Here is a 25,723-nt window from a genome sequence, read left to right on the forward strand (position 1 = left end):
AAATCCACCCAGACCTAAAAAAGCATCACAGAACAATGTCAAAACGCCGCTCACAGCACTGGTACGGGAAACTCGACAAGGATGGGTTCATCCATCGATCCTGGATGAAAAATCAGGGTTTTCCTGATCACGCCTTCGATGGGCGGCCGATCATCGGAATCTGCAACACATGGTCGGAGCTAACCCCTTGCAATTCCGGCCTGCGCGATCTGGCCGAAGGGGTAAAGCGTGGTGTGTGGGAGGCCGGGGGCTTTCCCGTCGAATTCCCGGTCATGTCGTTGGGCGAGACCCAGATGAAACCCACAGCCATGCTGTTTCGCAATCTTCTGGCCATGGATGTCGAAGAGTCGATCCGCGCATATGGCATTGATGGTGTGGTTCTGCTGGGCGGGTGCGACAAGACCACGCCAGGCCAGCTGATGGGCGCGGCATCGGTCGATCTGCCGTCGATCGTTGTCAGCTCCGGCCCTATGCTGAATGGAAAATATCGCGGTCAGGATATTGGCTCAGGAACCGATGTTTGGAAGTTTTCCGAAGCTGTGCGCGCCGGAGAGATGACCCTTCAACAGTTCATGAGCGCCGAATCCGGGATGTCTCGCAGTGCCGGGGTCTGCATGACCATGGGAACCGCCAGCACCATGGCGTCTCTGGTCGAAGCGATGGGCATGAGCCTGCCCACCAATGCCGCCCTGCCCGCCGTTGACGCCCGCCGCATGGCCCTCGCCCATTTGACCGGCAAGCGGATTGTCGAAATGGTCGACGAAGACCTGAAACCATCGGACATTTTGATTAAGGAAGCCTTCGAGAATGCAATCCTCGCCAATGCGGCCGTTGGTGGATCGACCAATGCCGTTGTGCATCTACTTGCGCTCGCAGGTCGCGTGGGCGTTGACCTGACGCTCAAGGACTTTGAAATCGGATCAGAGATTCCCCTTCTGGTGAACTGCATGCCCTCAGGCAAATACCTGATGGAAGATTTCTGTTACGCGGGCGGTGTGCCGGCTGTGCTGAGCGAACTCAAACCTTTCCTGCGCCCGGCCAGAACGGTTCTGAACAAGGACATCTCGGCCCACTACGAAGGTGCTGAATGTTTCAACCGCGACGTCATTCGCCCTTTCAACGATCCGGTGAAGCCCGCTGCTGGCCTTCGTGTTTTACGCGGCAATCTTGCGCCCAACGGGGCCATCGTCAAACCTTCTGCCGCAACAGATGCCCTTCTTGAAACCGAGGGTGAGGCGTTCGTTTTCGAAAATATCGAAGACCTGAAAGCCAATATCGACCGGGTTGATCTGCCGGTCACATCCAAGAGCATTCTGGTGCTCAAGGGATGTGGACCCAAGGGTTATCCCGGGATGCCCGAGGTAGGAAACATGCCGATTCCGGCCAGATTGGTTAAGGAAGGTGTTCGCGACATGATCCGTATCTCGGATGCCCGTATGTCCGGCACTGCCTATGGCACCGTCATCCTACATGTCAGCCCCGAGGCACAGGCGGGCGGCACACTGGCGCTGGTGAAAACCGGCGACCGCATCCGCGTATCTGCCAGCGCTGGAAAGCTTGAGCTGTTGGTGGACGAAAAAGAACTGGACGCGCGCCGAGCCCAATGGAAACCAGACAAGCCGCATTATTCCCGCGGGTATGCCAAACTATATGTCGATCATGTGCTGCAGGCCGATCAAGGTGCCGATCTGGATTTCCTTGTCGGCAAAGACACCCGCCTTGTGACCAGAGAGAGCCACTGATGACCCAACCAGCAACATTTCATGACTTGAACGGTTCATCCGTCTATATCACCGGCGGAGGCTCGGGCGTGGGCGCGGCATTAACGGATGGGTTTCTGGCTCAGGGGGCCAATGTGGCTTTTATCGGCAGATCGGATGCCAGCGGTTTTGTCGAAGAGATGCGCGACAAACACGGCCGCACACCTCTGTTCATGCAGGGCGATATGACTGACACCCAGCTTCTTCACACAACAATGGCCAAAGCCGCCGAAGCCCACGGCCCCCTGAACGTTTTGGTCAACAACGCGGCCAATGACCAACGCCATACACTTGAGGAAACCACGACCGAGTTCTGGGACTGGATGATCGAGGTAAACTTGAAAGCCTATTATTTCGCCTGTCAGGAAGCGGCCCGGCAAATGAAAGAAGGCGGCGTTATCATCAACTTCAGTTCGATCAGTTACATGATGGGCAATGCAGGCTATCCGATCTATACGACGTCAAATGCGGGCATTACAGGGATGACTCGGTCTTTGGCCCGCGAACTGGGACCAAAGAACATACGTGTGAATGCGCTGGCTCCCGGTTGGGTCTTGACGCAAAAACAACTGGATATGTGGGCGACGCCCGAAGATTTGGCCGCGCATTTGGATCGACAATGCCTGAAAGAACATTTGACGCCCGAAGACATGGTTGCACCGACATTGTTCCTGGCATCCAACGCCAGCCGGGCGATGACCGGTCAGTGTATGGCGGTTGATGGCGGCGTCGTGGTTTCAGGGTGACACAATGAATACTGACTGGATCGCCGTTGATTGGGGCACATCTCACCTGCGGGTCTGGGCCATGCAGGGGGCAACGGTTCTGGACTGCGCGCAGTCCGACAAGGGTATGGCGCGCATCGGAGCCGACGGGTTCCAGACCACCCTGTTGGACCTTGTTGAAAACTGGCTGAAGGATAGCCCCATCGATGTGATCGCCTGCGGTATGGTCGGTGCACGCCAAGGCTGGGTCGAAGCACCTTATTCTACCGTTCCGTCGCAGCCCTTGCCGCAAGTACCGGTCCGTGTTCCTAGCACAGACCCGCGCATCCGAGCCTTCGTCATACCCGGATTAAAGCAATTGACCCCGCCGGATGTGATGCGGGGCGAAGAAACTCAGATCGCGGGATTTTTGGGAACTCGCCAGAACTGGGATGGTGTCCTCTGCCTTCCAGGAACCCATACGAAATGGGTTCAGGTCAGCGCAGGTGAAATCGTGAGCTTTCGGACGCTCATGACTGGAGAGCTTTTTGATTTGTTAAGTGCGCAATCTGTGCTGCGGCATTCGATAGGCGAAGGATGGGATGAAAATACCTTTACCGACGCTGTGGCGGATACGTTGTCCAAACCCGAACAATTGGCTGCGCGCCTGTTCGGCTTGCGGGCTGCGGACCTGCTGCATAATCAGGACAAAGGCATCGCGCGTGCGCGGCTGTCGGGACTGCTTATTGGTGCTGAATTGGCCGCAACCCGTCCCTATTGGCTGGGTCAACAACTGGCTATCATTGGTGCAGATGCCGTATCGCGGGTCTATGCGGCAGCGTTGAAACAACAGGGCGCTTTTGTTGAGACTGCAAACGCCACCGAAGCAACGCTGGCCGGACTGGCGCTGGCGCGAAACATGACAAGGCAAACCGCATGAGCCGCCCCATCATCGCCATTCTGCGTGGCTTGCGACCACAAGAAGCTGAAGCCGTTGGTAGAGTTATCATTGATGCAGGGATCGACCGGATCGAAGTTCCACTCAATTCGCCTGATCCGCTCGACAGCGTTTCCATCCTGGCCCGCGCCTTCGAAGATCACGCCCTGATAGGCGCAGGTACTGTACTAACAGTTGATCAGGTGGACGCCGTCCGGAATGCCGGAGGCAGGCTGATCGTGTCACCCAACTATGATGCTGATGTGATCAAACGGTCTTTGGCGTTGGGGATGCAAAGCTGGCCGGGTGTTTACACGCCGACCGAAGCTTTTGCCGCTCTCAAAGCCGGGGCCACAGGACTTAAGCTGTTTCCTGGCGTCATGGCAGGCCCTACAGGATTGGCCGCACTTCGACCCGTCTTGCCCAAGAAAACACGCGTCTTTGCCGTCGGTGGTGCCGGGCCTGAAAATTTCGACCAATGGATCAAAGCTGGTGCCGATGGATTCGGGATTGGATCAGCGCTGTACAAACCCGGCATGGACACAGTCGAAATCGCAGAACGCGCGGGGCAGATCGTGGCAGCCTTTGACAAGGCGGCAGGATGAGTACGGTCTTTGACGACCGCCCATGCGCGTTGGGCGAAGGTCCGCTATGGCACCCCGCTCGGCAACAGCTATTCTGGTTCGACATTCTCAACAAACGCCTGATGACGCGCGAAGGCGTAAATCAGATAAGCTGGGATTTCGATGAACATGTCTCCGCCGCAGGCTGGGTGGATCGCGATACACTGCTTTTGGCGTCGGAAACGGGTCTTTGGCAGTTTAACTTGAAGTCCGGGCATCGAGCGCTGGTCACGCCGCTCGAGGCAGACAACCCAATCACCCGCTCGAATGACGGTCGCGCTGATCCCTGGGGCGGTTTCTGGATCGGTACGATGGGCAAACAGGCTGAAGCCGGGGCCGGATCAATCTATCGGTTCTGGAAAGGTACACTCAGATGTCTCGTGTCGGATGTGACGATTTCCAATGCAATCTGTTTTGCCCCGGATCGATCCGTGGCCTATTTCTGTGACACGAAAACGAGGCAGGTCAGGCGCTGGAGCTTGAATGCAGAAAGCGGATGGCCCGAAGGGGAAAGCACGGTATTTTTGGACCTTCACAAAGAAGGCTTGAACCCGGACGGTGCGGTGGTTGATGCCGACGGCAACATCTGGATCGCGCAATGGGGGATTGGACGTGTCGCTGCCTACACGCCCGAAGGTCAATTCCTGAAGGCCATTTCCTTCGACGCGTCACATACGTCCTGCCCGGCCTTTGGTGGCGACAGCTTAGGCACGCTGTTCTGCACCTCAGCGCGCCAGGGGTTGAGCAACGCGGATATTGAATCCCAACCCACCAACGGCATGACCTTTGCAATGCCAAACGCGGGGCGAGGGCAGGCAGAACACAGGATCATATTATGAAGCCGGAACTTGGTGTGTGTTACTACCCTGAACACTGGCCCGAGGCGATGTGGGCGGAAGATGCCGCGCGCATGGTAGACACCGGCATCTTGTGGGTACGCATTGGAGAGTTCGCGTGGAGCCGGCTGGAACCTCACCCCGGAACCCTGCAATTCGAATGGTTGGACCGCGCGGTTGAAACACTTGGCGCGGCAGGATTGAAAGTCGTGCTTGGTACACCAACAGCAACACCACCGCGTTGGATGCTGGACAAACATCCGGACATGCTGGCTGTGGATGCACACGGAAACACGCGCAAATTCGGGTCACGGCGACATTACTGCTTTAGCCACAAGGGCTATGTCGACGAATGTGTCCGCATCGCACGGGTCCTGGGAGAGCGCTATGGTCATAACCCGTACGTGGCGGCATGGCAGATCGATAATGAGTATGGGTGTCACGACACAACCGTCAGCTACAGCACCCCGGCACTGAACGCATTCAGGCGCTGGCTGGCTGTTCAATACAGTTCCATAGAACAACTGAACAAGGCCTGGGGAAACGTGTTCTGGTCAATGGAGTATCGCAACTTCGATGAGATTGACCTACCCAATCAAACTGTGACCGAACCGAACCCTGCTCATGTATTGGCATTCCGTCGGTTCAGTTCAGATCAGGTTGTGGCATTCAACAAAGCTCAGGTCGATGTATTGCGAACTTTGACCGATGCGCCGCTGTTGCATAACTATATGGGCCGTATTCTGGATTTCGACCATTTCGAGGTTGGCGCGGATCTGGATATTGCGACTTGGGACAGTTATCCGATCGGATTTCTATCGGACCGATTGGAAGATGACGAAGCCCACAAGACCGCCTTTCTTCAGCAAGGCGATCCGGACATGCAGGCGTTTCACCATGATCTTTACCGGGCAGTAGGCCGTGGCCGATGGTGGGTGATGGAACAACAACCCGGTCCGGTGAATTGGGCGCCCTATAACCCGGCACCCCTGCCCGGAATGGTACGGTTGTGGTCGCTTGAGGCTGTCGCCCACGGTGCTGAGGTTGTGAGCTACTTTCGATGGCGCCAAGCCCCCTTTGCACAGGAACAGATGCACGCGGGTTTGCTAACACCGGACAATCGCCCTGCCCCTGCCTTGCACGAGGCCCGTCAGACAGCGGATGAGCTATCCACATTGGGCGAGGTGCATCAGGCGCAATCCAAAGTTGCCATACTGTTTGATTACCCCTCGGACTGGGCCTGGACATCGCTACCGCAAGGAGCAGGCTTTGATTATTTCCGGTTGGTCTTCTCAGCTTATCGTGCATTGCGCCGGGCGGGGTTGTCGATTGATTTCGTTCCGTCCAATGACCTGTCCGCGCATTATGCACTGATCCTTGCCCCCGGATTGGCAACGATTGACCCGGATTTGGAGCGTAGGTTAACGGACAACTCGGATCTGGCAATCCTCGGCCCGCGCAGCGGCGCAATTACCCGTGAATTCCAGATCCCCGCCGCTGGTCGACCTGGCCTGAAAGGGTTGGATTGCAACGTGGATTTGGTCGAAACACTGCCCCCCGCTGTCAACCGGACGGTCCGAGGCGGCGGCGCGGCACAGCATTGGATTGATCGCCTTTCAGGATCAGCCGAAGAAACTCTGAGGTTTGATGACGGAGCGCCTGCGCTTATGGCAGGGGACGGGTTCTGGTATCTTGCAGGCTTCCCAAACGAAACATTATGGGATCGCGTCATCGGCCTGGCTGCGGAAAAAACTGGATTGAGCCTGAAGCCAATGCCGCGAGGACTGCGACTACGTGAGACAGCCGACCACATGTTCCTGATCAACTATAACGCTGAACCGGTGGTCTGGAACGGGTCTACCATCGGCGGTTGTGATGTGAAAATCCTGAAGCGCAATCTGCCCGGACAGAATTGAATCCTGTCCGGGCAGATGCGTTGGTTGCCGCTTGGCACAGCGATTAGTCGCTTTTCAGACTGTTGGGGTCAAACACCCCTCCGAAACCGCTGTTGTTGGATGGCTCACTCTCGGATTCGGAAGCACCTTCGTTGCTTTCATTCTCGCTGCCATCCAGCGAGTTCGGAGCGAAGACATTACCAAAACCGCTGTTATTCGACGGCTTTGGCGCGGTTTGGGCATCACCCTGCCCGGCTTTTTCCGCTTCTTGCTGTTTGCGGCGCTCCTCACGCTGCTGACGCAGTTCCTGAATGCGTTGTTCCGCTTCCAACTGCTTTTGCTCGCGAACGTCGGCAATGCACTGCGCCGGACTGTAGGTCGCCGCTGTGCCTATGACGGTGATCGTTACAACCGCAAATGCGACCAGCAACACGGCGGCCATATTACCGGCAAAGAAACTCGGCAGCTTGATCTTGCCAGCCAGTTCCTCGACCGTTGCGTTTTTACGCGCCGCGGCTACCAGTTCCTGACGTTTCAGCTTGGCTTCGTTCAGCAGAGCGAAGAAAACCGTCAGCGCAACGATGATAAACGCCAGCGCCGAGATCGCGGGCGTGATGCCGTAGCGAACCTTCTGAGCCAGCTCAATCGTCAGCGTCGGGTATTCGCCAAAAGTGAAAGTGGTGGTGTTGTAGTTCTCGAAAGAAGCGAGGAATGCCAAAACCGCCGCCGAGGCAATCGCCGGGCGCATGAACGGCAGCAGGATTTTGCGGAAAGCCTGAGCGTGGCTGGCCCCAAGGTCCAGTGCCGCCTCAGTCAGGGCGACATCATAACGCTGCAACCGCGCCACCAGCACCAGCATACAGTAACTGGCAATAAAGGTGGACTGGCCGATCACCGTCAGGAAGATGCCGTTTGACAGGAAACTGTCGGCCCCCAGCCCCAGCATCCGGTTGATCCGGTCCCAGAAGACCAGCGTCGAGATACCAAGAACCACACCGGGGATCAGGATCGGTGCGATAATGACCGTATAGTAGGTCGCGCGAAGCTTCGGCCAGATCTGGGTCAGCATCAGCGCGCCTGCCAAACCCATCGCCACGGACAGGATGACTGTGCCGATTCCGATGATCAGCGAGTTCTTGATCCCGTTCAGGATACGCTGATCTTGAAACAGCTCGCCAAACCATTGGAATGTCAGACATTCCCATGGGCTCATTCGGGGGAACCCGGACGAGTTGAACGCGGTGACGGACATGATCACCAGCGGGCCCAGCAGATACAGGAAGAAGATCGCCAGATAGACCCAGATGCTTATGCGGAGGAAGGAATTGTTCATTTCCCTATATCCCCCATGTTCACTTTGAACAGGCGCATCATGGCCAGCACGAACAGAATACAAGTGACCAGCAGAACGATTGCGTAGGCGGCGCCCTGTGGCCAGTCGTTGTTGTCATTGAACTGCTGATAGATCAGTTGGGTGAACCACAGACTGGACGGCCCGCCCAGAATTTGCGGCGCAGCCAACGCACCGGCGGACAACATGAAGACCATAGTACAGCCCGAACTGATCCCCGGCTTGGCATAAGGAATGACCACTCGCCAATGTATCCGCCACCAAGGCGCCCCAAGGTCGCGTGCTGCTTCGATCTGGTTTTTGTCCAGACTTTCAATCACGTTATACATCGGGAAAATCATCAGCAGGATATAGGCGTATCCCAGACCCGCATAGAGCGCGATGTCATTGCGAATGAAGTCGAACGGTGTATCCCAGATGCCCAGCCCCGTGAACAACGTGTTCAACACGCCTGTTTCCCCAAAGATGATGCGCAGCGCAAAGGCGCGCAGGATCTCGTTGATCCAGTAAGGGATGATCAGCATGATCGCGAAGATACGAATATGGCTGCCCTCGGCCTGACCCAGGTAATAGGCAATCGGATAGCAGATGATCAGGTTGAAAACCGTCACAAAAACCGCGGCCACAAGAGTTCGGAAAAACACCCTCAGATCAACAGTGTTGTAGTCCTGACTGCCGCCTTCGGGGCCGTAGACCAGATATTTGTAGTTCTCGAGCGTATATATGTCTTTGGGTCCGCCAATCTCTGGCGGTGGCAGATTCGGACGGAACGAGAAGTCCAACATCGACAGCTGCGGAAGGATGATCAGGCCGATGGTCCAGAACAGAACCAGACCCAGGATCGCTACTCCCATGCCGGTGCCGTTGCGATTGAAGAAGTCTTTTAGAAACTGGGGCATGAGTTAATCCCCTTATTCTGCAGCCAGTTCACCCGCAGGAACGATGACGGCGTTATGCGTCTTGTATTCCAACGTGATGTTCTGTCCGGTGTGGTCCTCGAAGGATTGTCCATGGTTCGGGATCGACACTTTGATCTCTTTTCCACCTTCACCTTCGGTAAAGATGTTGAAGACGTTGCCTTCAAATTCTTCGTGGTTGACCCGCGCGGTAACAAAATGGTCACCCGAAGCCCCCTCGGGCGCAATGGCGAAGGCTTCGGGGCGAATGAACAACATTGCACTATCGCCTTCTTTTATTTTGCCTTGATTGGCGGTCGATATCCGTGCAACCAGATCGCCCGAGCGGTTGGTCGAGATCAGCGCCTCGTTGCCCATGACCTGTTTGATCTTGCCACGGAATACATTGTTTTCGCCGACAAATGAGGCCGCGAAAGCCGTGTTGGGATCATTGTAGATGGTTTTCCCATCGGCAATTTGGTCAATCACACCTGCACGCATGACGGCGATATTATCTGACATGGTCAGCGCCTCGCCCTGGTCATGGGTAATGTAGATAAAAGTAATGCCCACACGCTGTTGTATCTCACGCAGTTCCGTTCGCATGTGCTGGCGCAGTTTGAGGTCAAGTGCTGACAGAGGCTCATCAAGAAGCAATACATCCGGCTCGGCGCAAAGGGCACGAGCGATGGCCACTCGCTGACGTTGGCCACCAGACAATTCGCTGGGAAGTTTGTCGCCTTGCTCCGGAAGCGCGATCATGTCCAGAAGCTCGTCAGCGCGCTTGCGGCGCTCGGCAACACTGGCGCCTTTGATTTCCATCGAGAACGTGATGTTCTCCCAAACCTTCATCAAGGGAAACAACGCTAGGTTCTGAAAGATCAGAGCTGTGGGGCGTTTGTTGGGCCCAATCCCGCGCATGTTTTTGCCGCCGATCAGAACATTGCCTTCGCTGGGCTCGAGAAAGCCGGAAACAGCCCTTAAGATCGTTGTTTTGCCGCAACCCGAGGGTCCGAGGAATGAAAAGAAATCTCCCCCGTTAATTGTGACGTTTGCATCGCGCACGGCGACGAAGTCACCGAAACGGATCCACAGGTTTTCCAGATCGACTCCGACCCCTGCACTCATTTTTGGTATCTCCCTGAGGTGTGCACTGTCACCACACCACATAGCTTTCCGTTACGCCGGAGCGGCGCACAGATTGTGGCCCCTCGCAGAACGCGAGGGGCATGGTTTCAGATCGCTTATGCGCTCTTGAACTTGTTGACGAACTCGGTCCGCGTTTCAGCATACCATGGGGCTTCGGCCGGCCACGGATTGAGGTTGGCCAGCGAGTCGCCCGGATAGGCCTCGGCAAAGTTCTTCTTGTAGGTGTCGCCTGAATACTGATCCGCCCCCAGAACAGGAGAGTTGTACCCATGGCTGTCGATGGCAACACCGGCAGGTTTGGCCTGATAGGCGAAGTCGATGAAGGCATAAATCTGGTCGATATTCGCCGCGCCAGACGGAATCGACATTCCGTCAACCCATGCCATCGCCCCTTCGATGGGCGCTTGATAGTGCACTGGTTCACCAGCCGATTTCAGTGCCAGTGGCGGGCCGTCCCAGGTCTGACCGACAACAACACCTTCATTCAGAAGACCGTTCTTCTGTGTATCGGCATCGTTCCAGATCAGCTTGATGCGATTCTTACGTGCAATGCACCAGTCAGTGATCTGACCCCAGACCTTGCGCATGGTTTCTTCGTCACCATAAGCGGCCCAGACCGAACCCGGCTCCATCTCGCCGGAACGCTCCATGTAAAGACCAGCGCCAAGCATCATCGAATGCGCGCGGCCCATGGTTTTGCCTGCGTTTTCTTCCGACCAAACATCGCCATAGGATGGGGCGTCCCCAGCCGGCAGCCACAAGTCGGTGCGGTATGCAATGCCTTCGGTGCCCCAGATATGCGGCAACCAGTGAACCCCGGCGCCGCCAAAGTTCCAAGCATCCGTACCGATTTTGGCCATGGCAGGGTTCACTAGGTCGACCGGAACCTTGTTCATGTCAAAGGGCTGCAACAACTCCAGCGGCTCCCACTGCAACGAGCGGTTGTTGGTTGGCGAGACGATGTCAAAGCCCTGACCTTTGGTCGCCTTCATCTTGTTGATGATTTCTTCGTTTGAGCCGATCCCGGTGTAGTTCACCTTGATGCCAGTAAGGGTCTCAAACTCTTCGATAAAGCTGGGCGGCAGATAATCCGACCACATCAGTATGTTGATTTCACCCGACGAAGCCAGTGCGCTCTTGCTGTAAAGAGGCGCGGCAAGCGCTGCGGCACCCGCTCCTTTCAAAACAGTGCGTCTGGAAAGTGATGACTTGGTAACCATAGTGTTCTCCCGTTGTTGGACTCGTTTTTTGTTTTCTATTCATAGGACTTTCTGCGCCCATCCGTCAGTCCAAAAGTGACAGTTTGCGAAAATCTTATGTCCAGTTTCGCGATTTGACACGTCTAAGCTGATTTATGAGGCGCTGCATTCTCCTGCCAAACGGTGATGTCCCTTGGTTTGACCGGATCTGAACCAAGCAGAATTTGACGTGCACGACCAGCAGGCAAAGGCTTTGAAACGTCACTGAAGTTGAACGCGTAGTAGGTCGAGCCGCGTTGGGTTATGCGCATATCGGGGTCGCAAGGCGTTGCATTTATCCCAGCCCAGTTCAGTACCTCCCCGACAATCGCCTGCAAAAGCTCATTTCGCGGAACCATTGCCAGATAGGTCGTGCGGTCAGAACGGATGACCGCCGGACTGGCATCGCAATAAGCGCTCTTGAAGCGGGCTAAAACGCGCTCTTTGGTCTCGACAATTTCACGCCAACCCGTGAATTCAAATTGCTGCCCATCGGGAAGAACCACAGCCTCATGCGCAAGTGAAGGAAGTGATTCGACGCGCGTGACACGGATACCTGTTAACTTTGCCAGTTCGCCTGGAGCCAGATTGGACGGGGTGTTCATCCCGGATGTCTTGCTGCCGGAACGAGCACCTATCAGAATCTTGGCCCCCGAAGCGTCAAGCTTGTCTGCAAGGTCAGCGGTCACGATCATGCTTTGAGGTAATATGATGAGGGCGTAGCCGCTCAGTTCATCTTCAGGGCCAACAAAATCAAGATCGACCCCAAAACCACGAATTGCAGTGTACCACTCGCGAAAAATCTGGGCATTGGGGAAATCGTTGTCATGTGGCAGGATGTCCGCCGCCCAGATAGAGGTATAATCCAGTAGCATTGCAACCCGTGATTTTGCCCGTCTCTCGGGCGGCAAAATGGCGCGATCCTTCACGATCTCAGCCAATTCAACAGCGGCCTGATCCGGGCTGCCATCTGACCGCAAAATCGCAGTATGGTATTGCTCTTGCGCAGATTTTGCCTGTCGCCAGCGAAAAAACATCACGGCTTGCGCGCCATGTGCATAGGCCGCCCAGGTCCAAAGCCGAACCATCCCCTCTGCCGGCGACGGATTCTTGTCAGCCCAATCCACCGGGCCCGGCTGCTGTTCCAGCACCCACATCCGACCGCGCCCCTGACTGCGATACAAATCACAATGAAAGCCCTGATAATCCGGTGCGCCGGTGCGCAGATAGCGGCGCTTTTCCTCATCTGAAAGGGTAGAGCCCAATAAGTTCCCTAGCGGGTAGCTGTCGAACCCGACAATATCCAGATCAGCCGCTACGGCGTGGTGATCGAATTCGAAACTACCTGCCATGAAGTTATGGGTAATATCCCGGCCCGGCGCATATTTGCGCAGAACATCCACCTGCGTTTTGTTGAACAGACGAACTCGATCGGAAGAATAGCGCGCGAATTCCAGAGCATGGGCTGGATTGGGCGTGGCGACCAGCCCGTTGGGCAGTTCGATCTGACCAAACTGAGAGTAGAGCGACCCCCAGAAAACGGTTCCCCACGCGTCATTCAACGCATCGATTGCCCCGTATCGTTCCTCCAACCAGTTCTGAAAACCTGTTCGCGCGGCATCGGAATAGCTGAGAACTGTATCGTGGTCGTTGTACTCATTGTCGATCTGCCACGCTTGGACATACGAATTCTGACCATATCTGCGGGCATATTCAGTTGCGATCCTTTGCGCCTCGGCCAGATAAACCTCACTGGAAAAACAATAATGCCTGCGCGAACCGTACCCTCTGACCCGACCATCCGGCCCAACGGGCAGGATTTCGGGATACTCATCGATCAACCATTTGGGGGGGGCGGCTGTTGGGGTGGACATCATGACCCGCAGACCAGCCTGACCCAGTATCTCGATCACTTCATCCAGCCAGTCCCAGTGGAACTGACCGCGCGCGGGTTCGATCAGACCCCAGGTGAATTCAGCAATCCGCACCCAATCCAACCCCATGTCTGCCATTTGGGCGGCATCGTCTCGCCATTGCGAAGGGTCCCACTGTTCGGGGTAGTAACAAACCCCAAGTTCCAGCGCGCTCATCGTGTGTCCTTTGCTGTGCGTCGTTCGATCCACTTCAGGAAACTGGCACAGCCGAGTGTGAGAACGACATACAGGATTGCCGCCGTATTGAAGGGTGCAAAGGGCAGAAAGCTAGCCGCCTGAAATTCTCGCATCCTCTGGGTCATGTCGCGGACGGACAGGATAGACAGCAATGACGTGTCCTTGATCATCGCGATAAACTCATTGCCAAGCGGTGGAGTGACAATCCGCAGGGCCTGCGGCAGAACGATAAGCCGCGCCGTATGCCAGCGCGACAAACCCAGAGAGCTGCCCGCCTCCAATTGGCCTTTCGGTATCGCCTCGATCCCGGATCGGAAAATTTCGGCCATATAGGCGGAATAACCAACTGAGATCGCGATGATCCCGCGGGTCATATTGGTCATGTCGATACCGCCGCCGGTGGCGTCTTTGACTGCGCCCGCCAGTGGCAGTCCGATATAAAGAATGATCACCAGCATCGGAATGCCGCGTATCGTATCCACGAAAAACTCGGCCCCGACCGCCAGAGGATGCAGCTTATGCTGAGCCCCGCCAATGGTCAGTGTCAGCAACAAAAACCCGAACACGGCAAATGCCAGGGCCGGATTGCGGTATTTGTCGGGTAGAAATCTTGTTTGCCACAGGACCGGATAACCTTGTGTATGGGCATCGGCCGGGACAAAAGCGCCCGAGACACTGTCGACCGTTTCGATCTGTTCAAGCGCGGCAGTGGCATCGGTTGCGCTGCGGATGCGATATTGCTGACCGTCGGCCCCTTCGAACTCACCAAACCGGATAACGTCAGCCTGCGCCTGCGGCGTGCCGCGCACAACCGCGATACGCCCTTCGGTGCTGCCCACCAGAACAAAGCTGACCTGCGGCTGCATGAAGAAAAAGGCTGAGGCTGCAAGCAATGCCAAACTGATCGAACCATAGACGACCGTCGTACGCGCCTTTGGTTTAAACGATTGCAACCCGACCCAGACCAAACCAAGAATGGCCGCGAAGATATAGGCAAATATGGCCGCGCGGAATGTAATGGCCACCCCGGTCGCGAACTGCCAATGAGCCATGAACATGAGATAAAACAGAACCGCGCCTGTGAGACACTCCAACCCCAACAAGACGCGCCCGCGCCAGGGCGGCTGCAAACGTGCCGAAATTAGGCATAGTGCGACGACAGCCGCGTAAACCGCCAGGAAAACTTGTAATCCCGTCTGAACCTTGGCGATCACGCCCGGAAACAATACCCAGGTCTGACTGGATCGATCGATAAGGGGTGATGTGTTTTCGCTGAGCGCATGGAAGAAGACCGACTCGGCAAATGGCATCAGAAGCAGCGGAGAAACAAAGCTGATGACCAAAAGCGCCGCAGAAGTTGGGAACGCGGCAAGCGCGCAGAATCGCAACCAGCCGGGGGAGTTTTGTGAAAACCGCACGTAGCGTGCGCAAAGATATCCAAGGATCGCAACGGTCGCAATCAGCAGAAATCCAACAAAGATGGGCCCCGCGTCGGTGCCGATCCCCAGAATTGCGACCAGAGACCGCAAGTATTTTGAGGATGTGGCGAACAGGTAGATAATAAAGGGCGCTGCTGCGAGCAACACCAGGTTACTCGGGCGGATCGTGCTGAGGCGCAACATGGAACTTCTCCGCTAAGACAAGGCCCGGCAGCGCTGGCCGCCGGACCGGAAGGGCGCTAATGGATCAATTGGTGCCCCAGTATTTGGCTGTCAGTTCGTCCAGCGTTCCATCCTCCTGAATGGCTTTCAGACCGGCGTTAATCGCATCCACCGTCGGATCGCCTTCTTGAAACACGATACCCAACGGATCGGATTGCAAGCCTGTGATGCCAACAGTCAACTCGCCCGCAAATTCCTGTTCATAGGCCGCTGCCGACGTGCCATCGATGATCACGCCCTGAACGTCCGCGTTCTGAAGCGCCAGAATGGCGGCCGAGAAGTTGTCGTAAAGGCTGACATTCTCGCGCCCAACTAGCTCTTCCGCCAATTGGGCGTTGGTCGTCGCAGTTTGCGCGGCCAGTTTCTGGCCACCGGCTTTGAAATCCTCAAGTGTCATGTCAGCATTATCGACCTGCAACAGAATGGCCTGGCTGACAACGATGTAAGGCTCGGAAAAGTCCATGGTTTCTTCGCGTTCCGGTGTGATCGACACGCCCGAGATAACCAGATCGAACTCACCCTGCTGAAGGGCCGCAAAGATACCATCCCAGGCGGTGTTTACGAAATTGGGGACGCAATTGACCTTCGCGCAAATCGCATTCATCACATCGACGTCAAAGCCCACGATCTCACCGGTTGTTTCATCCACGGTTTCCATCGGTGGGTATGTCGCATCGGTTCCGATTTTCAGAACACGACCTTCCAGGTCGGCAGCAAAGGCCGCTGGAGCCATCAGTGTTGTGAGTGTTGCAACGGCAAGTAGGTTTTTAAACATTTTCAGGTACTCCTTTGTTGGATCAGGTGGTTTGCGCCGCATCCGGCGCCGGGGTGTCAGGTTGCCGCTCGATCAATGAGGCCCTGATCTTTTTCTGAATCTCGGACGGATCGACCCCGTCCAAAGCTTTCAACATGAACTCACCCAGCAGACGGCTTGTTTCAGCAATCGGCAAGTAATAAGTGCTGGGTGGCGGTACAAAATACTGGCTGAGCTTCAAGTCGTCGTTCGAGATGACCACAACGTCCCTTCCAACCTGCACTCCGGCTTTATCGGCAGCTGACAGCGCCCCAAGGGTTATGGCCTCATTAGCGCAGATGATGGCGCTCGGCGGTTTCGGCAACTCCATAAGCGTAGCAAATTTCTGCTGACCGGATTCCGCGGTGGTCGGGCCGGTGGAAACCAGTGCCGGATCGAACTCCACACCGCATTCTGATAGCGCATCAGCATAACCCCGGCGGCGTTGCTGTGCATAGATCAGGTCATCCGGCGGGTTTATCAAAGCGATGCGACGATGCCCCAGCCCAAGCAGCCTGGCGGTGGCATCATAAGCCGCTGCCTGACTGTCGAGATCCACATAAGGATGCGGTTGGGGGCTGTCGCTCATGCCGTATGTGACAAAAGGAAAGCCCTGCCCCTGCAGATACGCGACGCGTTCATCATGAACACGTGTGCCGGAAAAGATCACGCCATCAGCCTGCCCTTCCTGCACGATGGACTTCAACGTCTGCACCGCGGCCTCGCCATCACATGTGCTGAACACGCTCAACTGATAGCGTGTTCCTATTAGCGCATTGGATATACCGGCTAGAATACGCGTAAACTCTACACCTTCCCACTCTTCCGCAGCGTCGTTCGAAACACTGACCATGACCCCGATTCTATAGGATTTATTGGTGCGTAGCTTCAGGCCATCCAGATTCACCCGGTATCCCAGATCCGACGCAACTTTTTGAATCTCTTCCCGGGTTTCCCGTTTCACCGATACAGAATCCCGCAAAGCATTCGAAACTGTGCCAACGGAATACCCAGTACTTCTGGCAATCGATTTGATCGTCGCCCGCGCCATCACCCAAACCCTGCCAATTGTTCCGTCAAAAATGACCGACCCGTTTGCAGGGTGCGCACGTGATCATCGGTTTCGTCATGTTCGACAAACAGGTCCGTGCAGTTGGTCGAGGCAAGCACACGCAGGGTTGCGTTCCAGTCAACCACGCCTTCGCCCAAATCGCGCCAGCGCGCGTCACCTGTTCCGCCTGCTGGGTCGATATCCTTTGCATGCACGGACAGGATTCGATTGGCGTGGCGGCGGATCGCGTCCGCCGGATCCAGACCAGCCGCAACCAGCCAACCGATATCTGGTTGCCAAAAGACATCTCCGCCGGCAAGGATCAGGTCAAGAGGTGTGTCACCAGCCTCACCGATAAGATCAAAATCATGATTGTGATACGCTAGGCTGATATCTTGATCTGTCAGCTGATTTGCCCATTTGGACAACTGGCCCGACACCGCCCTCCATCCCTCGGCAGTGTCGGGCCGCACCTGGGGCGCCAGCCAAGGCATGACAGCCACCCGGCATTCCATTAGGTTTAATACTTCGACGATATCCGAAAATCGCCCTTCGAACTCTTCCCAATCAAAATGTGCAGACCGAACATTAAGGCCTGACCCGTAAATAGTGCCCGCCATCTGAGCTGGGGTCAGGCCGTGCAAGCCAGTGGTTTCGACATCTGAAAAACCGCAGGCCGCAACCAATTGCAGCTGATCTGCAAGATCACCGCATTGCCGCACTGTGTAGAGTTGGGCAGAAACTCGCATCCCTCACCTTTGAAACGTTTCAAATATGGTGAATTACGAGCTGTATCCTTGTCAAGCGCCGTATTGATTCGATCCGTACGCCAGCTTTGAATAAGGCTCCGAGCCTTTGCCTAAAACCCAGATGGGGTGGGAAATCGAGCCATTTCCCGCAACCGATTTCTGATCCGAACAATGAAGGGCTATACGAGCGAGCCACCAATCTGTATCACCAAAAACGGTATGGCGCGCGCAGAACGTCTTCAGAATGATAATCGCATGGATTATCTCGACCGACACCTGGCTGCCGTAAGGGACGCTTTTGCACAAAATGTTCCGGTAAAGGGCTGTTTTGTTTGGTCACTACTGCGACAAATGCGAATGGGCCTTCGAATGTGGAAAAAGGTTTGGACTGGTGAACGTGAATTTTGAAACGCTTGAGAGAACACCCAAAGCGTCTTTCATGGCGCTAAAGTCTGCCCATTCCGGGGGTCAGAACGTCTCTCAGCCGTTAGCGCAACCATTCGGTGCGGTGCATGAGCATTGGAATCTGGTTGCTGACATAGGGGGCACCAACACGCGGCTGGGCGTGGTTACGAACGGAGAGCTGACAGCCCTGCGCAAGCGCCCAACGGGGACACTGGAAGATCTGCTGGAAGCGTTTCACGCGCTTCGGGATGAAATCGGAACAAATCCACAGGCGGTCGTGGCGGCGGGTGCAGGCCCTGTCCGGAATGGCACGATTCGGCTGACAAATGCCAATCTGGACCTGTCCGAGGCCGAATTGGCAAAAGCCACCGGCGCCAGTCATACGTTTGTAATCAATGATTTCACCGCTGCCGCGTGGTCGGTGGCAGAAGTAACCCAGAAAGATGTTGCCGTCTTGCAAGGTCACGCGACACCGCCCGCAGGCACGCGATTGGTGGTGGGTCCTGGCACCGGGCTTGGCGTGGGAGCGTTGCTGTTTTCCGAGGGCCACTATCACACAGTCTCCGGAGAAGGTGGTCATGTGGGTCTGTATCCGCGTCACCGCGACGAAGTTGACATCTTTGAAGCAGCCCGCAGCATTGCGCCTGAGTGTTTTTTTGGTGACAGCCTCGCACTGGAAGCTGAGATGTTCCTGAGCGGTACGGGCTTGCCTATCCTATATCAGGCGATCGGGCTGGCGGCAGGCCATATACAGACACCAACGCGCTCGGCGAAAGACATTCTGCTCGATGCCCGCGACCGTTCTGACCCCATCGCGGTACAAGCCGCTCGGATGTTCAACACCCATCTGGGGGCTTTGATGGGCGACATGGCTGTCACACTGATGCCTTCGGGCGGAGTGTTTCTTGTTGGCGGCGTCGCGGAAAAGAATCGCTGGTTATTCGGCAAAGAGTTCCGGGAAGCGTTCAACGGCGGTGGCCGTTTCAGCGAGCTGCGCCGCTCGTTGAACCTGTATGTCTCCGAGCAAGCAGAGTTCGGCATCATCGGGGCGAACAATTTCTGCAAGAACGCTTTGATGCGATAACAAGTCTCCCTGACAAAATACTCTGAAAAGGACTACGAAATGATCCTGTGCTGTGGTGAAGCCCTGATCGACATGATTTCCGAGCCGACAGTGTCGGGCGAACAAGGATTTGTACCGCACACAGGTGGGGCGATATTGAACACGGCGGTCGCAGTCGGTCGTCTAGGTGTTTCCGTCGGAATGCTGACCGGCGTGTCGTCTGACATGTTTGGCCAACAAATTACAAAGGCGCTGAATTCAAGCCATGTTGACACGTCACATGTGATTGTCTCTGACCGCCCCACGACCCTTGCCTTCGTACAGCTAAAAGACGGTCACGCCACTTACAGCTTTGTCGATGAAAACACCGCCGGACGAATGCTGCAACCCGAGGACATGCCGGAGCAGCTAACAGCCGTGTCCGCCCTGTATCTTGGGGGTATCAGTCTGGCGTGTGAACCCTGCGCGGATGCCTATGCTTCACTTCTGAAACGCCACGGAGCGGATCGCGCAGTGATGTTGGACCCGAATATCCGACCGGGATTCATCAAGGACCAGACCCGGTATCGGACCCGTCTGAACCGCATGATTGCGCAGTCCGATATTGTGAAGGTTTCAGACGAAGATCTTGACTGGATCATCCCGGGAGCCGAGCCCGAGGCCGCCAAAGCGTCTCTTTTGTTGCAGACCGGTCCGTCAGCCCTCATCGTGACCAGGGGTGGCGACGGAGCGAATGGGTACCTGGCCGACGGTTCCAAGGTTTCGGTTCCTGTGAAACCTGTTCAGGTTGTCGACACAATCGGCGCGGGCGACACGTTTAACGCTGGTGTTCTGACTGAACTCAGTCGCGCCGGGAATTTGACAAAGCAGGGGCTGCGCAATCTGACCTCCGAAAGCTTGCGGGCGGCCATGGCGTTGGGTGCAACTGTTGCCGCAGTAACAGTATCACGCGCCGGGGCAGAACCGCCCTGGGCACACGAAGTTTGATTGTCGGCAAAAACCCGAAAAATCGAACTGGTGACAATCGCATCAAGTCCGAGGGCCGTGGCTGCGGAGTTTGCGACCGCTTGGCAGGCTCACAAATTACGTTAGGCCACGGCAGAAAAGTATCTATCGCTTCCGGGCAATGATCCACACGGGATGATATGTCAGCGAGACCCCGCGATCCGTGCCGAACTCCTTAGCGTATACGTTTTCGAACCGAGCCAGCGTGGACTTGGTCCATGTTCCTTGCGCCCTGCCGTTTACACCTGTTCTTCGCAAATACCTAAGAACCTCGCGAGGCGTATCGAAGTAGGTTCGCCTCAGGCTTTCACCAACGGCCAATTTCTGCATCGGGCCGTCGACAGCAGCGGCAAGAGCAGCCGGAGTAGTAAGACCCGGTGCACGCGCAGCTGATCCGATCGCGCTAAGCTCTCGATATTGCTGAGGGCCAAAACCCGAAACCGCCAACCACCCGCCGGGCTCCAGCGCGTCCATCGCTCTGTGAAGCAATTGCAACGGGCTTTCCATCCATTGGATCATCGAAGCCGAGACGATCAGATCAATCCGGGAGGGCCAGTGAACTTCACGCGCATCACCGGCAATGAACGTGGCCTTTTCCGCATCCGCTGTTGCCTGAGCCTGTGGTGCGATGTCGTTCAATATGAAGTTTGGCAGGTGAAAGCTTTGTCGCATCAGACGGGTCAGATGCCCTGTGCCACATCCCAGCTCGAAGACAGTTTCAAAGCGGTCCGGAGCTCCGGCACGACGCAGTTCAGACACCAGCTTGCCTGCGACCCAGGCTTGTTGACTTGCTGTGTCGTGGTAGGTTTGAAAGCTTCTGCTAAAGCTCCGCTGCACCCTGTCTGCCAGTTGCGCTGTCATGATACCCAACTCGCCCAACTTTGCCCCGGTAGGAATGGTACGTGCGGCGCCGCCACACGCTCGACGCGGGCCGAGGTTGAGGCCCATGCGGCTTCTTGGGCCGTAGTCGGAATGATCCGGTCGTTTGTGGGTATCCACACCCTGTCAAAACCCGGATCAGGGGCAGGCCCGCGCTGGATCACGGAAAAAAGCTCTTGCTTCGCCGCGACTATATCGAGTTCCGGGGGCTCACTTGGCAAACCTGCACGGCGGCAGAACTTGGCGAAGCTGCGCTCGGAAAGCTGAGCCGCTGTTGCCTTGATCATGTCGGGCGCAATACCACGTTCCGGGCACGCAGGGTGCAAAGTGCCGCTGATGGCGATCAATCGGTCGGGACGAAAGCCCGAGCACGCCAGCCAATGCGCAGCCGACGAGACACCGAAGGAAAAGGCCAGCATATCAATGTGATCGAAACGGGCGAGATCAGGCAGGGGATCATCGAGACTGATGTAGCCTTCCACCAACAGAGTATTTCCGCCCCCCGTAAGACCCCGGAACGGAGCATCGCCCAGTGCCCATCCACCAAACACAAGGGTCAGAGTACTGTCGTCTGATTGCGCCAGCCAACGGCTTTTCATTTCTGCCCCCCAGCCAGAGCAAGCATCGCGGACGTTACCCTGCTCAGTTCGTCAGGTGAAATAACATAGGGAGGCATGCAATAAATATTGCGAGCAAACGGGCGCAACCACACACCGGTTTCCGTAGCCAACCCATGTGCGATGGAGGGGTCGACCCGCTCATCCATCTCGATGACGCCAATTGCGCCGAGCACGCGCACATCTGAAACACCGGGCAAATTGCGTGCGGGCGCGAGTTCGGCCTTCATCTGCTGCGAGATTGATGCAACTTCCTGCTTCCAGTTTCGCTGTTGCAACTGGTCGAGGCTCGCCACCCCTGCCGAACAAGCCAGAGGGTTGGCCATGTAGGTGGGACCGTGCATCAAAACTCCGGCCTCACTTTCACCAATCCCGTGAGCGACGGCCTCAGTCGCGATAGTGGCGGCCAAGGTGATATGCCCACCGGTCAGCGCCTTGCCAAGACACAGGATATCCGGAACCACCCCGGAGTGATCCATTGCAAACATCTCGCCACTGCGTCCGAATCCGGTCGCGATCTCATCGAAGATCAGCAAAACGTCATGCGCATCACACAAGCCACGCGCCCCACGTAACCAGGCGGGGTGATAGAAATACATCCCACCTGCGCCCTGCACCACCGGTTCAAGGATCAGTGCGGCTATTCTGTTCCCTTTGTCGTGCAGCAGCGCCTCCAGCGCCTCCAACCCGTTCTCGGAAGGATCGTCGAGCCACACATCGCCAAATTGAATGTGAGGGCGTGGCAGAAAGTGCTGGATCGACAACGCACCGCGAAACAGGCCATGCATCCCGTTGACGGGATCACAAACGCTCATCGCCTTCCATGTGTCGCCATGATAGCCACCACGGATCGTGGCAAATTCAGACCGTTCGCCCCGGTCTTTGGCAATCTGGTACTGGACTGCCATCTTCAACGCGACTTCGATCGCGACCGAGCCGCTGTCGCTGTAGAAAATGCGATCCAGGCCATCTGGCAGAAGGTCGACCAACCTGCGGCCAAGTTCCACGGCGGGTTCGTGGGTCAGACCGCCAAACATCACATGCGGCAGTGTATTCAGCTGCTTTTGCATCGCATCGATGATGGCCGGGTGCCTGTGCCCATGCACCGTACACCACCAGGACGACATTGCGTCGATCATTCTGACGCCATCAGCACGCGTCAGCCAGACACCTTCTGCCCCGGTAATCAGGTGCATCGGGCCAGGTTCAAGCACATGTGTATAAGGGTGCCACAGATGGCGCGCATCAAATTCCAACGGGGTCACAGGAACCTCCGAATGGTCGCCACATCAATTGCCGAAAATGCACTGTTCAGGCTCTGCGGTGTCAGGTCGCTCAGAAATGGCAGGCGTCCCAGATGATGCACTTTACACATCTCGACGATGGTTTGCTCCACGTCCGGCACGGGGTCACCCACGAATGCGACGCCGACTACCTCGCAGCCAACAGCCCGAAGCGCCATCAGAGACAATGTGGTGTGGTTGATCGTTCCCAAGGCGGTGCGCGCAACAAGAACAACCGGAGCCTGCCATCCGGCAATCAGGTCCAGAAAGAACGACTGGCGGTTCAGCGGCACCATAAGGCCCCCTGCGCCTTCGACAACAAGAGACCCGTCCACTTTCGGAATTTCAAGACGCGAGAGGTCAATCTCAATACCCATGTCTTCGGCAGACAGATGCGGTGAAGCGGGCATGTTCAGCCGGTACGCTTCGGGCAGGACCTCGGCACCGCTCAGCGCGCTGACGGTTTCAGTGTCCGTAGCATCCTCAAGACCAGACTGAACAGGCTTCCAGTACCGGGCCTGCAAAGCTGCCGCCAGACCAGCCGAAAACACGGTTTTTCCAACACCTGTGTCGGTTCCGGTAACGATCAGCGCGCTCATGCGGCCTCCGACTGACAGATTGCGATGGTTGAAAACAGGGTCGAGATATCCTGAAGGGTGACATTTCCGGTAATCGAGACGCGCAAACGGGATGTGCCTTTTGGGACAGTGGGCGGGCGGATGCCCCGAACGTCAAAACCCTGCTGCTGCAAAGTGGCCGCCATCGCCATTGTGCGCTCGTCATCTCCCAGTACAACCGGGATGATCTGGCTGTTCAACGCGGCTGCGGGCAACCCCAGTTGCCGTGCGGCGTCATGGGCATGGCGCATACGTTCATGCGCGCCTTCAATCAGGCTGACATCCTCGGCCAGTTCCCGTAGCGCAGCACGAACCAGAGAAGCGTTCAAAGGCGACGGAGCGGTCGCAAAGATGAAGGGACGAGCGCGGTTGATCAGGGTATCAATCATCACGCGCGGACCGCAGATCAGCCCGCCTGAGACACCAAGCCCTTTACCGCAGGTATGCAATGTCAGCAGATCAGCGTTCAGGTCATGCGCGAGACCCCTGCCTCGCTCTCCGAAAACGCCGGTTGCGTGGGCCTCATCAACAACCAAAACCGCATCAGCTTCGCGCGCAAGTACGGACAGGTCTTCCAGCGGCGCCAGGTCACCTTCCATGGAATACACGCTTTCGACGGCAATCCAGACCTGACCCGAACCGCCTGTAGATTGCCAGTCGCGCAATACGTTGCGTGCATCCGCAACGTCATTGTGGCGGAAGGCACGCAGGTCTGCACGGCTGGCCCGCATGCCTTCATGGGCGCTCGCGTGAACCAGGGCGTCATATAGGACCAAATCCTCAGCCGCTGGCAACGTGGAGAAGATCGCCTGATTGGCCTGAAACCCGCCTCCCATGAACAGCGCGGCCTCAGCTCCAAAGAATGCGGCCGCTTCCCGCTCCAGCGCTTCATGTTCAGGGTGGTTGCCCCGCAACAGACGCGAACCTCCCGAACCTACAGGCACACCCCGCGACAACGCATCATGCGCCGCACGTTGTAACACTTGAGAACCGGCAAGACCCAGATAGTCATTCGACGCGAAATCCAGCCCTTGCGTCGGGATCAAGGCCCGGCGGCGGTGCCGGGCTTGAAGCGCATCAAGCATCGATTCCAGTCGGTTGACTGCTTTCATTCGGCAGCTTCCGTGCAGTTTCGCGTTTCGGCTTTTTCGGCCTGAAGACCAAGTTTCGCAAACAGGACCGCGTCGGTGTCTTCTTCGGGGTTTTCTGCTGTCAAAAGCGTTTCGCCAACAAAGATCGAGTTGGCACCGGCGAAAAAGCACATCGCCTGCATCTCGTCACTCATGTCGCTGCGCCCGGCCGAAAGCCGCACATAGGACTTGGGCATCAATATGCGGGCCGTTGCTATGATCCGCACAAAGTCGATCGGGTCAATCGGCTCGGCGTCGGCAAGTGGGGTATCGGCCTGCGGCATCAACATATTGATCGGCACCGAGTCAGGTGGAGGCGTCATGTTGGCCAATGTCAGCAACATGTCGATACGGTCGCCAGTATGTTCACCCATCCCCAGAATGCCGCCTGAGCAAACCTTGATCCCTGCTTCCTGCACCCGGTTCATCGTATCGATCCTATCCGCAAAGGTACGGGTGGTGATGACTTCGGAGTAATAGCGTTCCGAGGTGTCAATGTTGTGATTGTAATAGTCCAAACCGGCATCGCGCAGCTGCACCACCTGAGTGTCGTCGAGCATACCCAGCGTCATGCAGGTTTCCATGCCCAGTTCCTTGACGCCCTCGACCATCGCGACCAGCGCATCCATGTCACGCGCCTTTGGCTCGCGCCACGCCGCCCCCATGCAGAACCGGGTCGCGCCACCATCGCGGGCTTTCTTGGCCTCGGTCAGAACGCGCTGAACCTCGATCAGCTTCGATGCTGGCAAGGTTGATCCATTACGGGCTGATTGCGAGCAATAGGCGCAATCCTCGGCGCAGCCACCCGTCTTGATCGACAATAGCTTCGAGGTCTGGATCTGGTTCGGATCAAAGTTTTCGCGATGCACGGTCTGCGCACGAAACAAAAGATCCATCAGCGGAAGATCGTGAATAGCTTGCGCAGTTTTACGGGTCCAGCCGGAGTGTGGGATGATCATTTTATCTATAA

Annotated in this window: 24 protein-coding genes; 9 read left to right on the forward strand and 15 right to left on the reverse strand. The window is 56.5% G+C overall.

What is annotated here, in order from left to right; all coding sequences use genetic code 11:
* The first annotated feature begins 35 nt into the window (after positions 1-35).
* The 6 genes from ACR0AM_RS17225 to ACR0AM_RS17250 are packed head-to-tail and all read left to right on the forward strand — an operon-like array spanning position 36 to position 6,776.
* The gene (locus ACR0AM_RS17225; RefSeq protein WP_480623570.1) at positions 36-1,742 is read left to right on the forward strand and encodes an IlvD/Edd family dehydratase; all 1,707 of its coding nucleotides are present in this window, start codon (positions 36-38) and stop codon (positions 1,740-1,742) included.
* Positions 1,742-2,506: an SDR family NAD(P)-dependent oxidoreductase gene (locus tag ACR0AM_RS17230; RefSeq protein ID WP_480623571.1), complete on the forward strand. Its 765-nt coding sequence runs from the start codon at positions 1,742-1,744 to the stop codon at positions 2,504-2,506. The genes ACR0AM_RS17225 and ACR0AM_RS17230 overlap by 1 nt, the downstream gene beginning before the upstream one ends.
* 4 nt (positions 2,507-2,510) lie before the next feature.
* On the forward strand, positions 2,511-3,404 hold the full coding sequence (locus ACR0AM_RS17235) for a 2-dehydro-3-deoxygalactonokinase (RefSeq protein WP_480623572.1): 894 nt from the start codon (positions 2,511-2,513) through the stop codon (positions 3,402-3,404).
* A complete protein-coding gene (locus tag ACR0AM_RS17240) occupies positions 3,401-4,006 on the forward strand; it encodes a 2-dehydro-3-deoxy-6-phosphogalactonate aldolase (RefSeq protein ID WP_209597322.1) in 606 nt (201 codons plus the stop codon). Before ACR0AM_RS17235 ends, ACR0AM_RS17240 begins: the two co-directional genes overlap by 4 nt.
* On the forward strand, positions 4,003-4,863 hold the full coding sequence (locus tag ACR0AM_RS17245; RefSeq protein ID WP_480623573.1) for an SMP-30/gluconolactonase/LRE family protein: 861 nt from the start codon (positions 4,003-4,005) through the stop codon (positions 4,861-4,863). Before ACR0AM_RS17240 ends, ACR0AM_RS17245 begins: the two co-directional genes overlap by 4 nt.
* On the forward strand, positions 4,860-6,776 hold the full coding sequence (locus tag ACR0AM_RS17250; RefSeq protein WP_480623574.1) for a beta-galactosidase: 1,917 nt from the start codon (positions 4,860-4,862) through the stop codon (positions 6,774-6,776). The genes ACR0AM_RS17245 and ACR0AM_RS17250 overlap by 4 nt, the downstream gene beginning before the upstream one ends.
* Positions 6,777-6,819: 43 nt before the next feature.
* Here ACR0AM_RS17250 and ACR0AM_RS17255 read toward each other — a convergent pair whose 3' ends face one another.
* From ACR0AM_RS17255 to ACR0AM_RS17295, 9 genes are all read right to left on the reverse strand, one after another.
* Positions 6,820-8,088 carry an ABC transporter permease gene (locus ACR0AM_RS17255; RefSeq protein ID WP_480623575.1) on the reverse strand — a complete coding sequence of 423 codons (1,269 nt, stop codon included), beginning with the start codon at positions 8,086-8,088 and terminating at the stop codon, positions 6,820-6,822.
* Positions 8,085-9,005 (reverse strand): ABC transporter permease, encoded by a 921-nt coding sequence (locus tag ACR0AM_RS17260; RefSeq protein ID WP_480554884.1) that lies wholly within the window; start codon positions 9,003-9,005, stop codon positions 8,085-8,087. The genes ACR0AM_RS17255 and ACR0AM_RS17260 overlap by 4 nt, the downstream gene beginning before the upstream one ends.
* A gap of 12 nt (positions 9,006-9,017) precedes the next feature.
* A complete protein-coding gene (locus ACR0AM_RS17265) occupies positions 9,018-10,130 on the reverse strand; it encodes an ABC transporter ATP-binding protein (protein WP_480605635.1) in 1,113 nt (370 codons plus the stop codon).
* Positions 10,131-10,246: 116 nt separating this feature from the next.
* Positions 10,247-11,371, reverse strand: a complete 1,125-nt coding sequence (locus tag ACR0AM_RS17270) for an extracellular solute-binding protein (protein ID WP_480477085.1) — start codon at positions 11,369-11,371, stop codon at positions 10,247-10,249.
* 122 nt (positions 11,372-11,493) lie between these two features.
* Complete coding sequence (locus ACR0AM_RS17275) at positions 11,494-13,479, reverse strand: beta-galactosidase (RefSeq protein WP_480477083.1); 1,986 nt, start codon at positions 13,477-13,479, stop codon at positions 11,494-11,496.
* Entirely contained in the window at positions 13,476-15,122 is a 1,647-nt protein-coding gene (locus ACR0AM_RS17280) for an amino acid ABC transporter permease (RefSeq protein ID WP_480623576.1), read from the reverse strand. Before ACR0AM_RS17280 ends, ACR0AM_RS17275 begins: the two co-directional genes overlap by 4 nt.
* 64 nt (positions 15,123-15,186) lie before the next feature.
* Entirely contained in the window at positions 15,187-15,936 is a 750-nt protein-coding gene (locus ACR0AM_RS17285) for a basic amino acid ABC transporter substrate-binding protein (protein WP_480623577.1), read from the reverse strand.
* Positions 15,937-15,958: 22 nt separating this feature from the next.
* Entirely contained in the window at positions 15,959-17,005 is a 1,047-nt protein-coding gene (locus ACR0AM_RS17290) for a LacI family transcriptional regulator (protein WP_480623578.1), read from the reverse strand.
* Positions 17,005-17,754: a sugar phosphate isomerase/epimerase family protein gene (locus ACR0AM_RS17295; RefSeq protein WP_480623579.1), complete on the reverse strand. Its 750-nt coding sequence runs from the start codon at positions 17,752-17,754 to the stop codon at positions 17,005-17,007. Before ACR0AM_RS17295 ends, ACR0AM_RS17290 begins: the two co-directional genes overlap by 1 nt.
* Before the next feature lie 219 nt (positions 17,755-17,973).
* Between ACR0AM_RS17295 and ACR0AM_RS17300 the strand changes: the two genes are divergently transcribed.
* From ACR0AM_RS17300 to ACR0AM_RS17310, 3 genes are read left to right on the forward strand one after another with little or no spacing between them, the layout of a single operon-like run.
* Positions 17,974-18,162 (forward strand): family 1 glycosylhydrolase, encoded by a 189-nt coding sequence (locus ACR0AM_RS17300; RefSeq protein ID WP_480492735.1) that lies wholly within the window; start codon positions 17,974-17,976, stop codon positions 18,160-18,162.
* On the forward strand, positions 18,146-19,243 hold the full coding sequence (locus tag ACR0AM_RS17305) for a glucokinase (RefSeq protein WP_480623580.1): 1,098 nt from the start codon (positions 18,146-18,148) through the stop codon (positions 19,241-19,243). The genes ACR0AM_RS17300 and ACR0AM_RS17305 overlap by 17 nt, the downstream gene beginning before the upstream one ends.
* A gap of 39 nt (positions 19,244-19,282) precedes the next feature.
* A complete protein-coding gene (locus tag ACR0AM_RS17310) occupies positions 19,283-20,209 on the forward strand; it encodes a carbohydrate kinase family protein (RefSeq protein ID WP_480623581.1) in 927 nt (308 codons plus the stop codon).
* Positions 20,210-20,332: 123 nt separating this feature from the next.
* On the opposite strand, the gene ACR0AM_RS17315 is transcribed toward ACR0AM_RS17310, so the two are convergent.
* From ACR0AM_RS17315 to bioB, 6 genes are read right to left on the reverse strand one after another with little or no spacing between them, the layout of a single operon-like run.
* Positions 20,333-21,088, reverse strand: coding sequence for a methyltransferase domain-containing protein (locus ACR0AM_RS17315; protein ID WP_480519800.1), 756 nt, complete (start codon positions 21,086-21,088; stop codon positions 20,333-20,335).
* On the reverse strand, positions 21,085-21,705 hold the full coding sequence (locus tag ACR0AM_RS17320; RefSeq protein WP_480519798.1) for a pimeloyl-ACP methyl esterase BioG family protein: 621 nt from the start codon (positions 21,703-21,705) through the stop codon (positions 21,085-21,087). The genes ACR0AM_RS17315 and ACR0AM_RS17320 overlap by 4 nt, the downstream gene beginning before the upstream one ends.
* The gene (gene bioA / locus ACR0AM_RS17325) at positions 21,702-22,988 is read right to left on the reverse strand and encodes an adenosylmethionine--8-amino-7-oxononanoate transaminase (protein WP_480623582.1); all 1,287 of its coding nucleotides are present in this window, start codon (positions 22,986-22,988) and stop codon (positions 21,702-21,704) included. The genes ACR0AM_RS17320 and bioA overlap by 4 nt, the downstream gene beginning before the upstream one ends.
* Positions 22,985-23,605, reverse strand: coding sequence for a dethiobiotin synthase (bioD, locus tag ACR0AM_RS17330; protein ID WP_480623583.1), 621 nt, complete (start codon positions 23,603-23,605; stop codon positions 22,985-22,987). The genes bioA and bioD overlap by 4 nt, the downstream gene beginning before the upstream one ends.
* Positions 23,602-24,735, reverse strand: a complete 1,134-nt coding sequence (locus ACR0AM_RS17335) for an 8-amino-7-oxononanoate synthase (protein WP_480623584.1) — start codon at positions 24,733-24,735, stop codon at positions 23,602-23,604. The genes bioD and ACR0AM_RS17335 overlap by 4 nt, the downstream gene beginning before the upstream one ends.
* Positions 24,732-25,712 (reverse strand): biotin synthase BioB, encoded by a 981-nt coding sequence (gene bioB, locus ACR0AM_RS17340; protein WP_209507670.1) that lies wholly within the window; start codon positions 25,710-25,712, stop codon positions 24,732-24,734. Before bioB ends, ACR0AM_RS17335 begins: the two co-directional genes overlap by 4 nt.
* Between the last annotated feature and the right edge of the window lie 11 nt (positions 25,713-25,723).

Source organism: Ruegeria sp. AD9, from assembly GCF_056542305.1.

Bases quoted from the DNA above. Each gene is read 5' to 3' on its own strand.
- ACR0AM_RS17225 (WP_480623570.1), top strand. From the start codon at position 36: ATGTCAAAACGCCGCTCACAGCACTGGTACGGGAAACTCGACAAGGAT.
- ACR0AM_RS17230 (WP_480623571.1), top strand. From the start codon at position 1,742: ATGACCCAACCAGCAACATTTCATGACTTGAACGGTTCATCCGTCTAT.
- ACR0AM_RS17235 (WP_480623572.1), top strand. From the start codon at position 2,511: ATGAATACTGACTGGATCGCCGTTGATTGGGGCACATCTCACCTGCGG.
- ACR0AM_RS17240 (WP_209597322.1), top strand. From the start codon at position 3,401: ATGAGCCGCCCCATCATCGCCATTCTGCGTGGCTTGCGACCACAAGAA.
- ACR0AM_RS17245 (WP_480623573.1), top strand. From the start codon at position 4,003: ATGAGTACGGTCTTTGACGACCGCCCATGCGCGTTGGGCGAAGGTCCG.
- ACR0AM_RS17250 (WP_480623574.1), top strand. From the start codon at position 4,860: ATGAAGCCGGAACTTGGTGTGTGTTACTACCCTGAACACTGGCCCGAG.
- ACR0AM_RS17255 (WP_480623575.1), bottom strand. From the start codon at position 8,088: ATGAACAATTCCTTCCTCCGCATAAGCATCTGGGTCTATCTGGCGATC.
- ACR0AM_RS17260 (WP_480554884.1), bottom strand. From the start codon at position 9,005: ATGCCCCAGTTTCTAAAAGACTTCTTCAATCGCAACGGCACCGGCATG.
- ACR0AM_RS17265 (WP_480605635.1), bottom strand. From the start codon at position 10,130: ATGAGTGCAGGGGTCGGAGTCGATCTGGAAAACCTGTGGATCCGTTTC.
- ACR0AM_RS17270 (WP_480477085.1), bottom strand. From the start codon at position 11,371: ATGGTTACCAAGTCATCACTTTCCAGACGCACTGTTTTGAAAGGAGCG.
- ACR0AM_RS17275 (WP_480477083.1), bottom strand. From the start codon at position 13,479: ATGAGCGCGCTGGAACTTGGGGTTTGTTACTACCCCGAACAGTGGGAC.
- ACR0AM_RS17280 (WP_480623576.1), bottom strand. From the start codon at position 15,122: ATGTTGCGCCTCAGCACGATCCGCCCGAGTAACCTGGTGTTGCTCGCA.
- ACR0AM_RS17285 (WP_480623577.1), bottom strand. From the start codon at position 15,936: ATGTTTAAAAACCTACTTGCCGTTGCAACACTCACAACACTGATGGCT.
- ACR0AM_RS17290 (WP_480623578.1), bottom strand. From the start codon at position 17,005: ATGGCGCGGGCGACGATCAAATCGATTGCCAGAAGTACTGGGTATTCC.
- ACR0AM_RS17295 (WP_480623579.1), bottom strand. From the start codon at position 17,754: ATGCGAGTTTCTGCCCAACTCTACACAGTGCGGCAATGCGGTGATCTT.
- ACR0AM_RS17300 (WP_480492735.1), top strand. From the start codon at position 17,974: ATGGCGCGCGCAGAACGTCTTCAGAATGATAATCGCATGGATTATCTC.
- ACR0AM_RS17310 (WP_480623581.1), top strand. From the start codon at position 19,283: ATGATCCTGTGCTGTGGTGAAGCCCTGATCGACATGATTTCCGAGCCG.
- ACR0AM_RS17315 (WP_480519800.1), bottom strand. From the start codon at position 21,088: ATGACAGCGCAACTGGCAGACAGGGTGCAGCGGAGCTTTAGCAGAAGC.
- ACR0AM_RS17320 (WP_480519798.1), bottom strand. From the start codon at position 21,705: ATGAAAAGCCGTTGGCTGGCGCAATCAGACGACAGTACTCTGACCCTT.
- bioD (WP_480623583.1), bottom strand. From the start codon at position 23,605: ATGAGCGCGCTGATCGTTACCGGAACCGACACAGGTGTTGGAAAAACC.
- ACR0AM_RS17335 (WP_480623584.1), bottom strand. From the start codon at position 24,735: ATGAAAGCAGTCAACCGACTGGAATCGATGCTTGATGCGCTTCAAGCC.
- bioB (WP_209507670.1), bottom strand. From the start codon at position 25,712: ATGATCATCCCACACTCCGGCTGGACCCGTAAAACTGCGCAAGCTATT.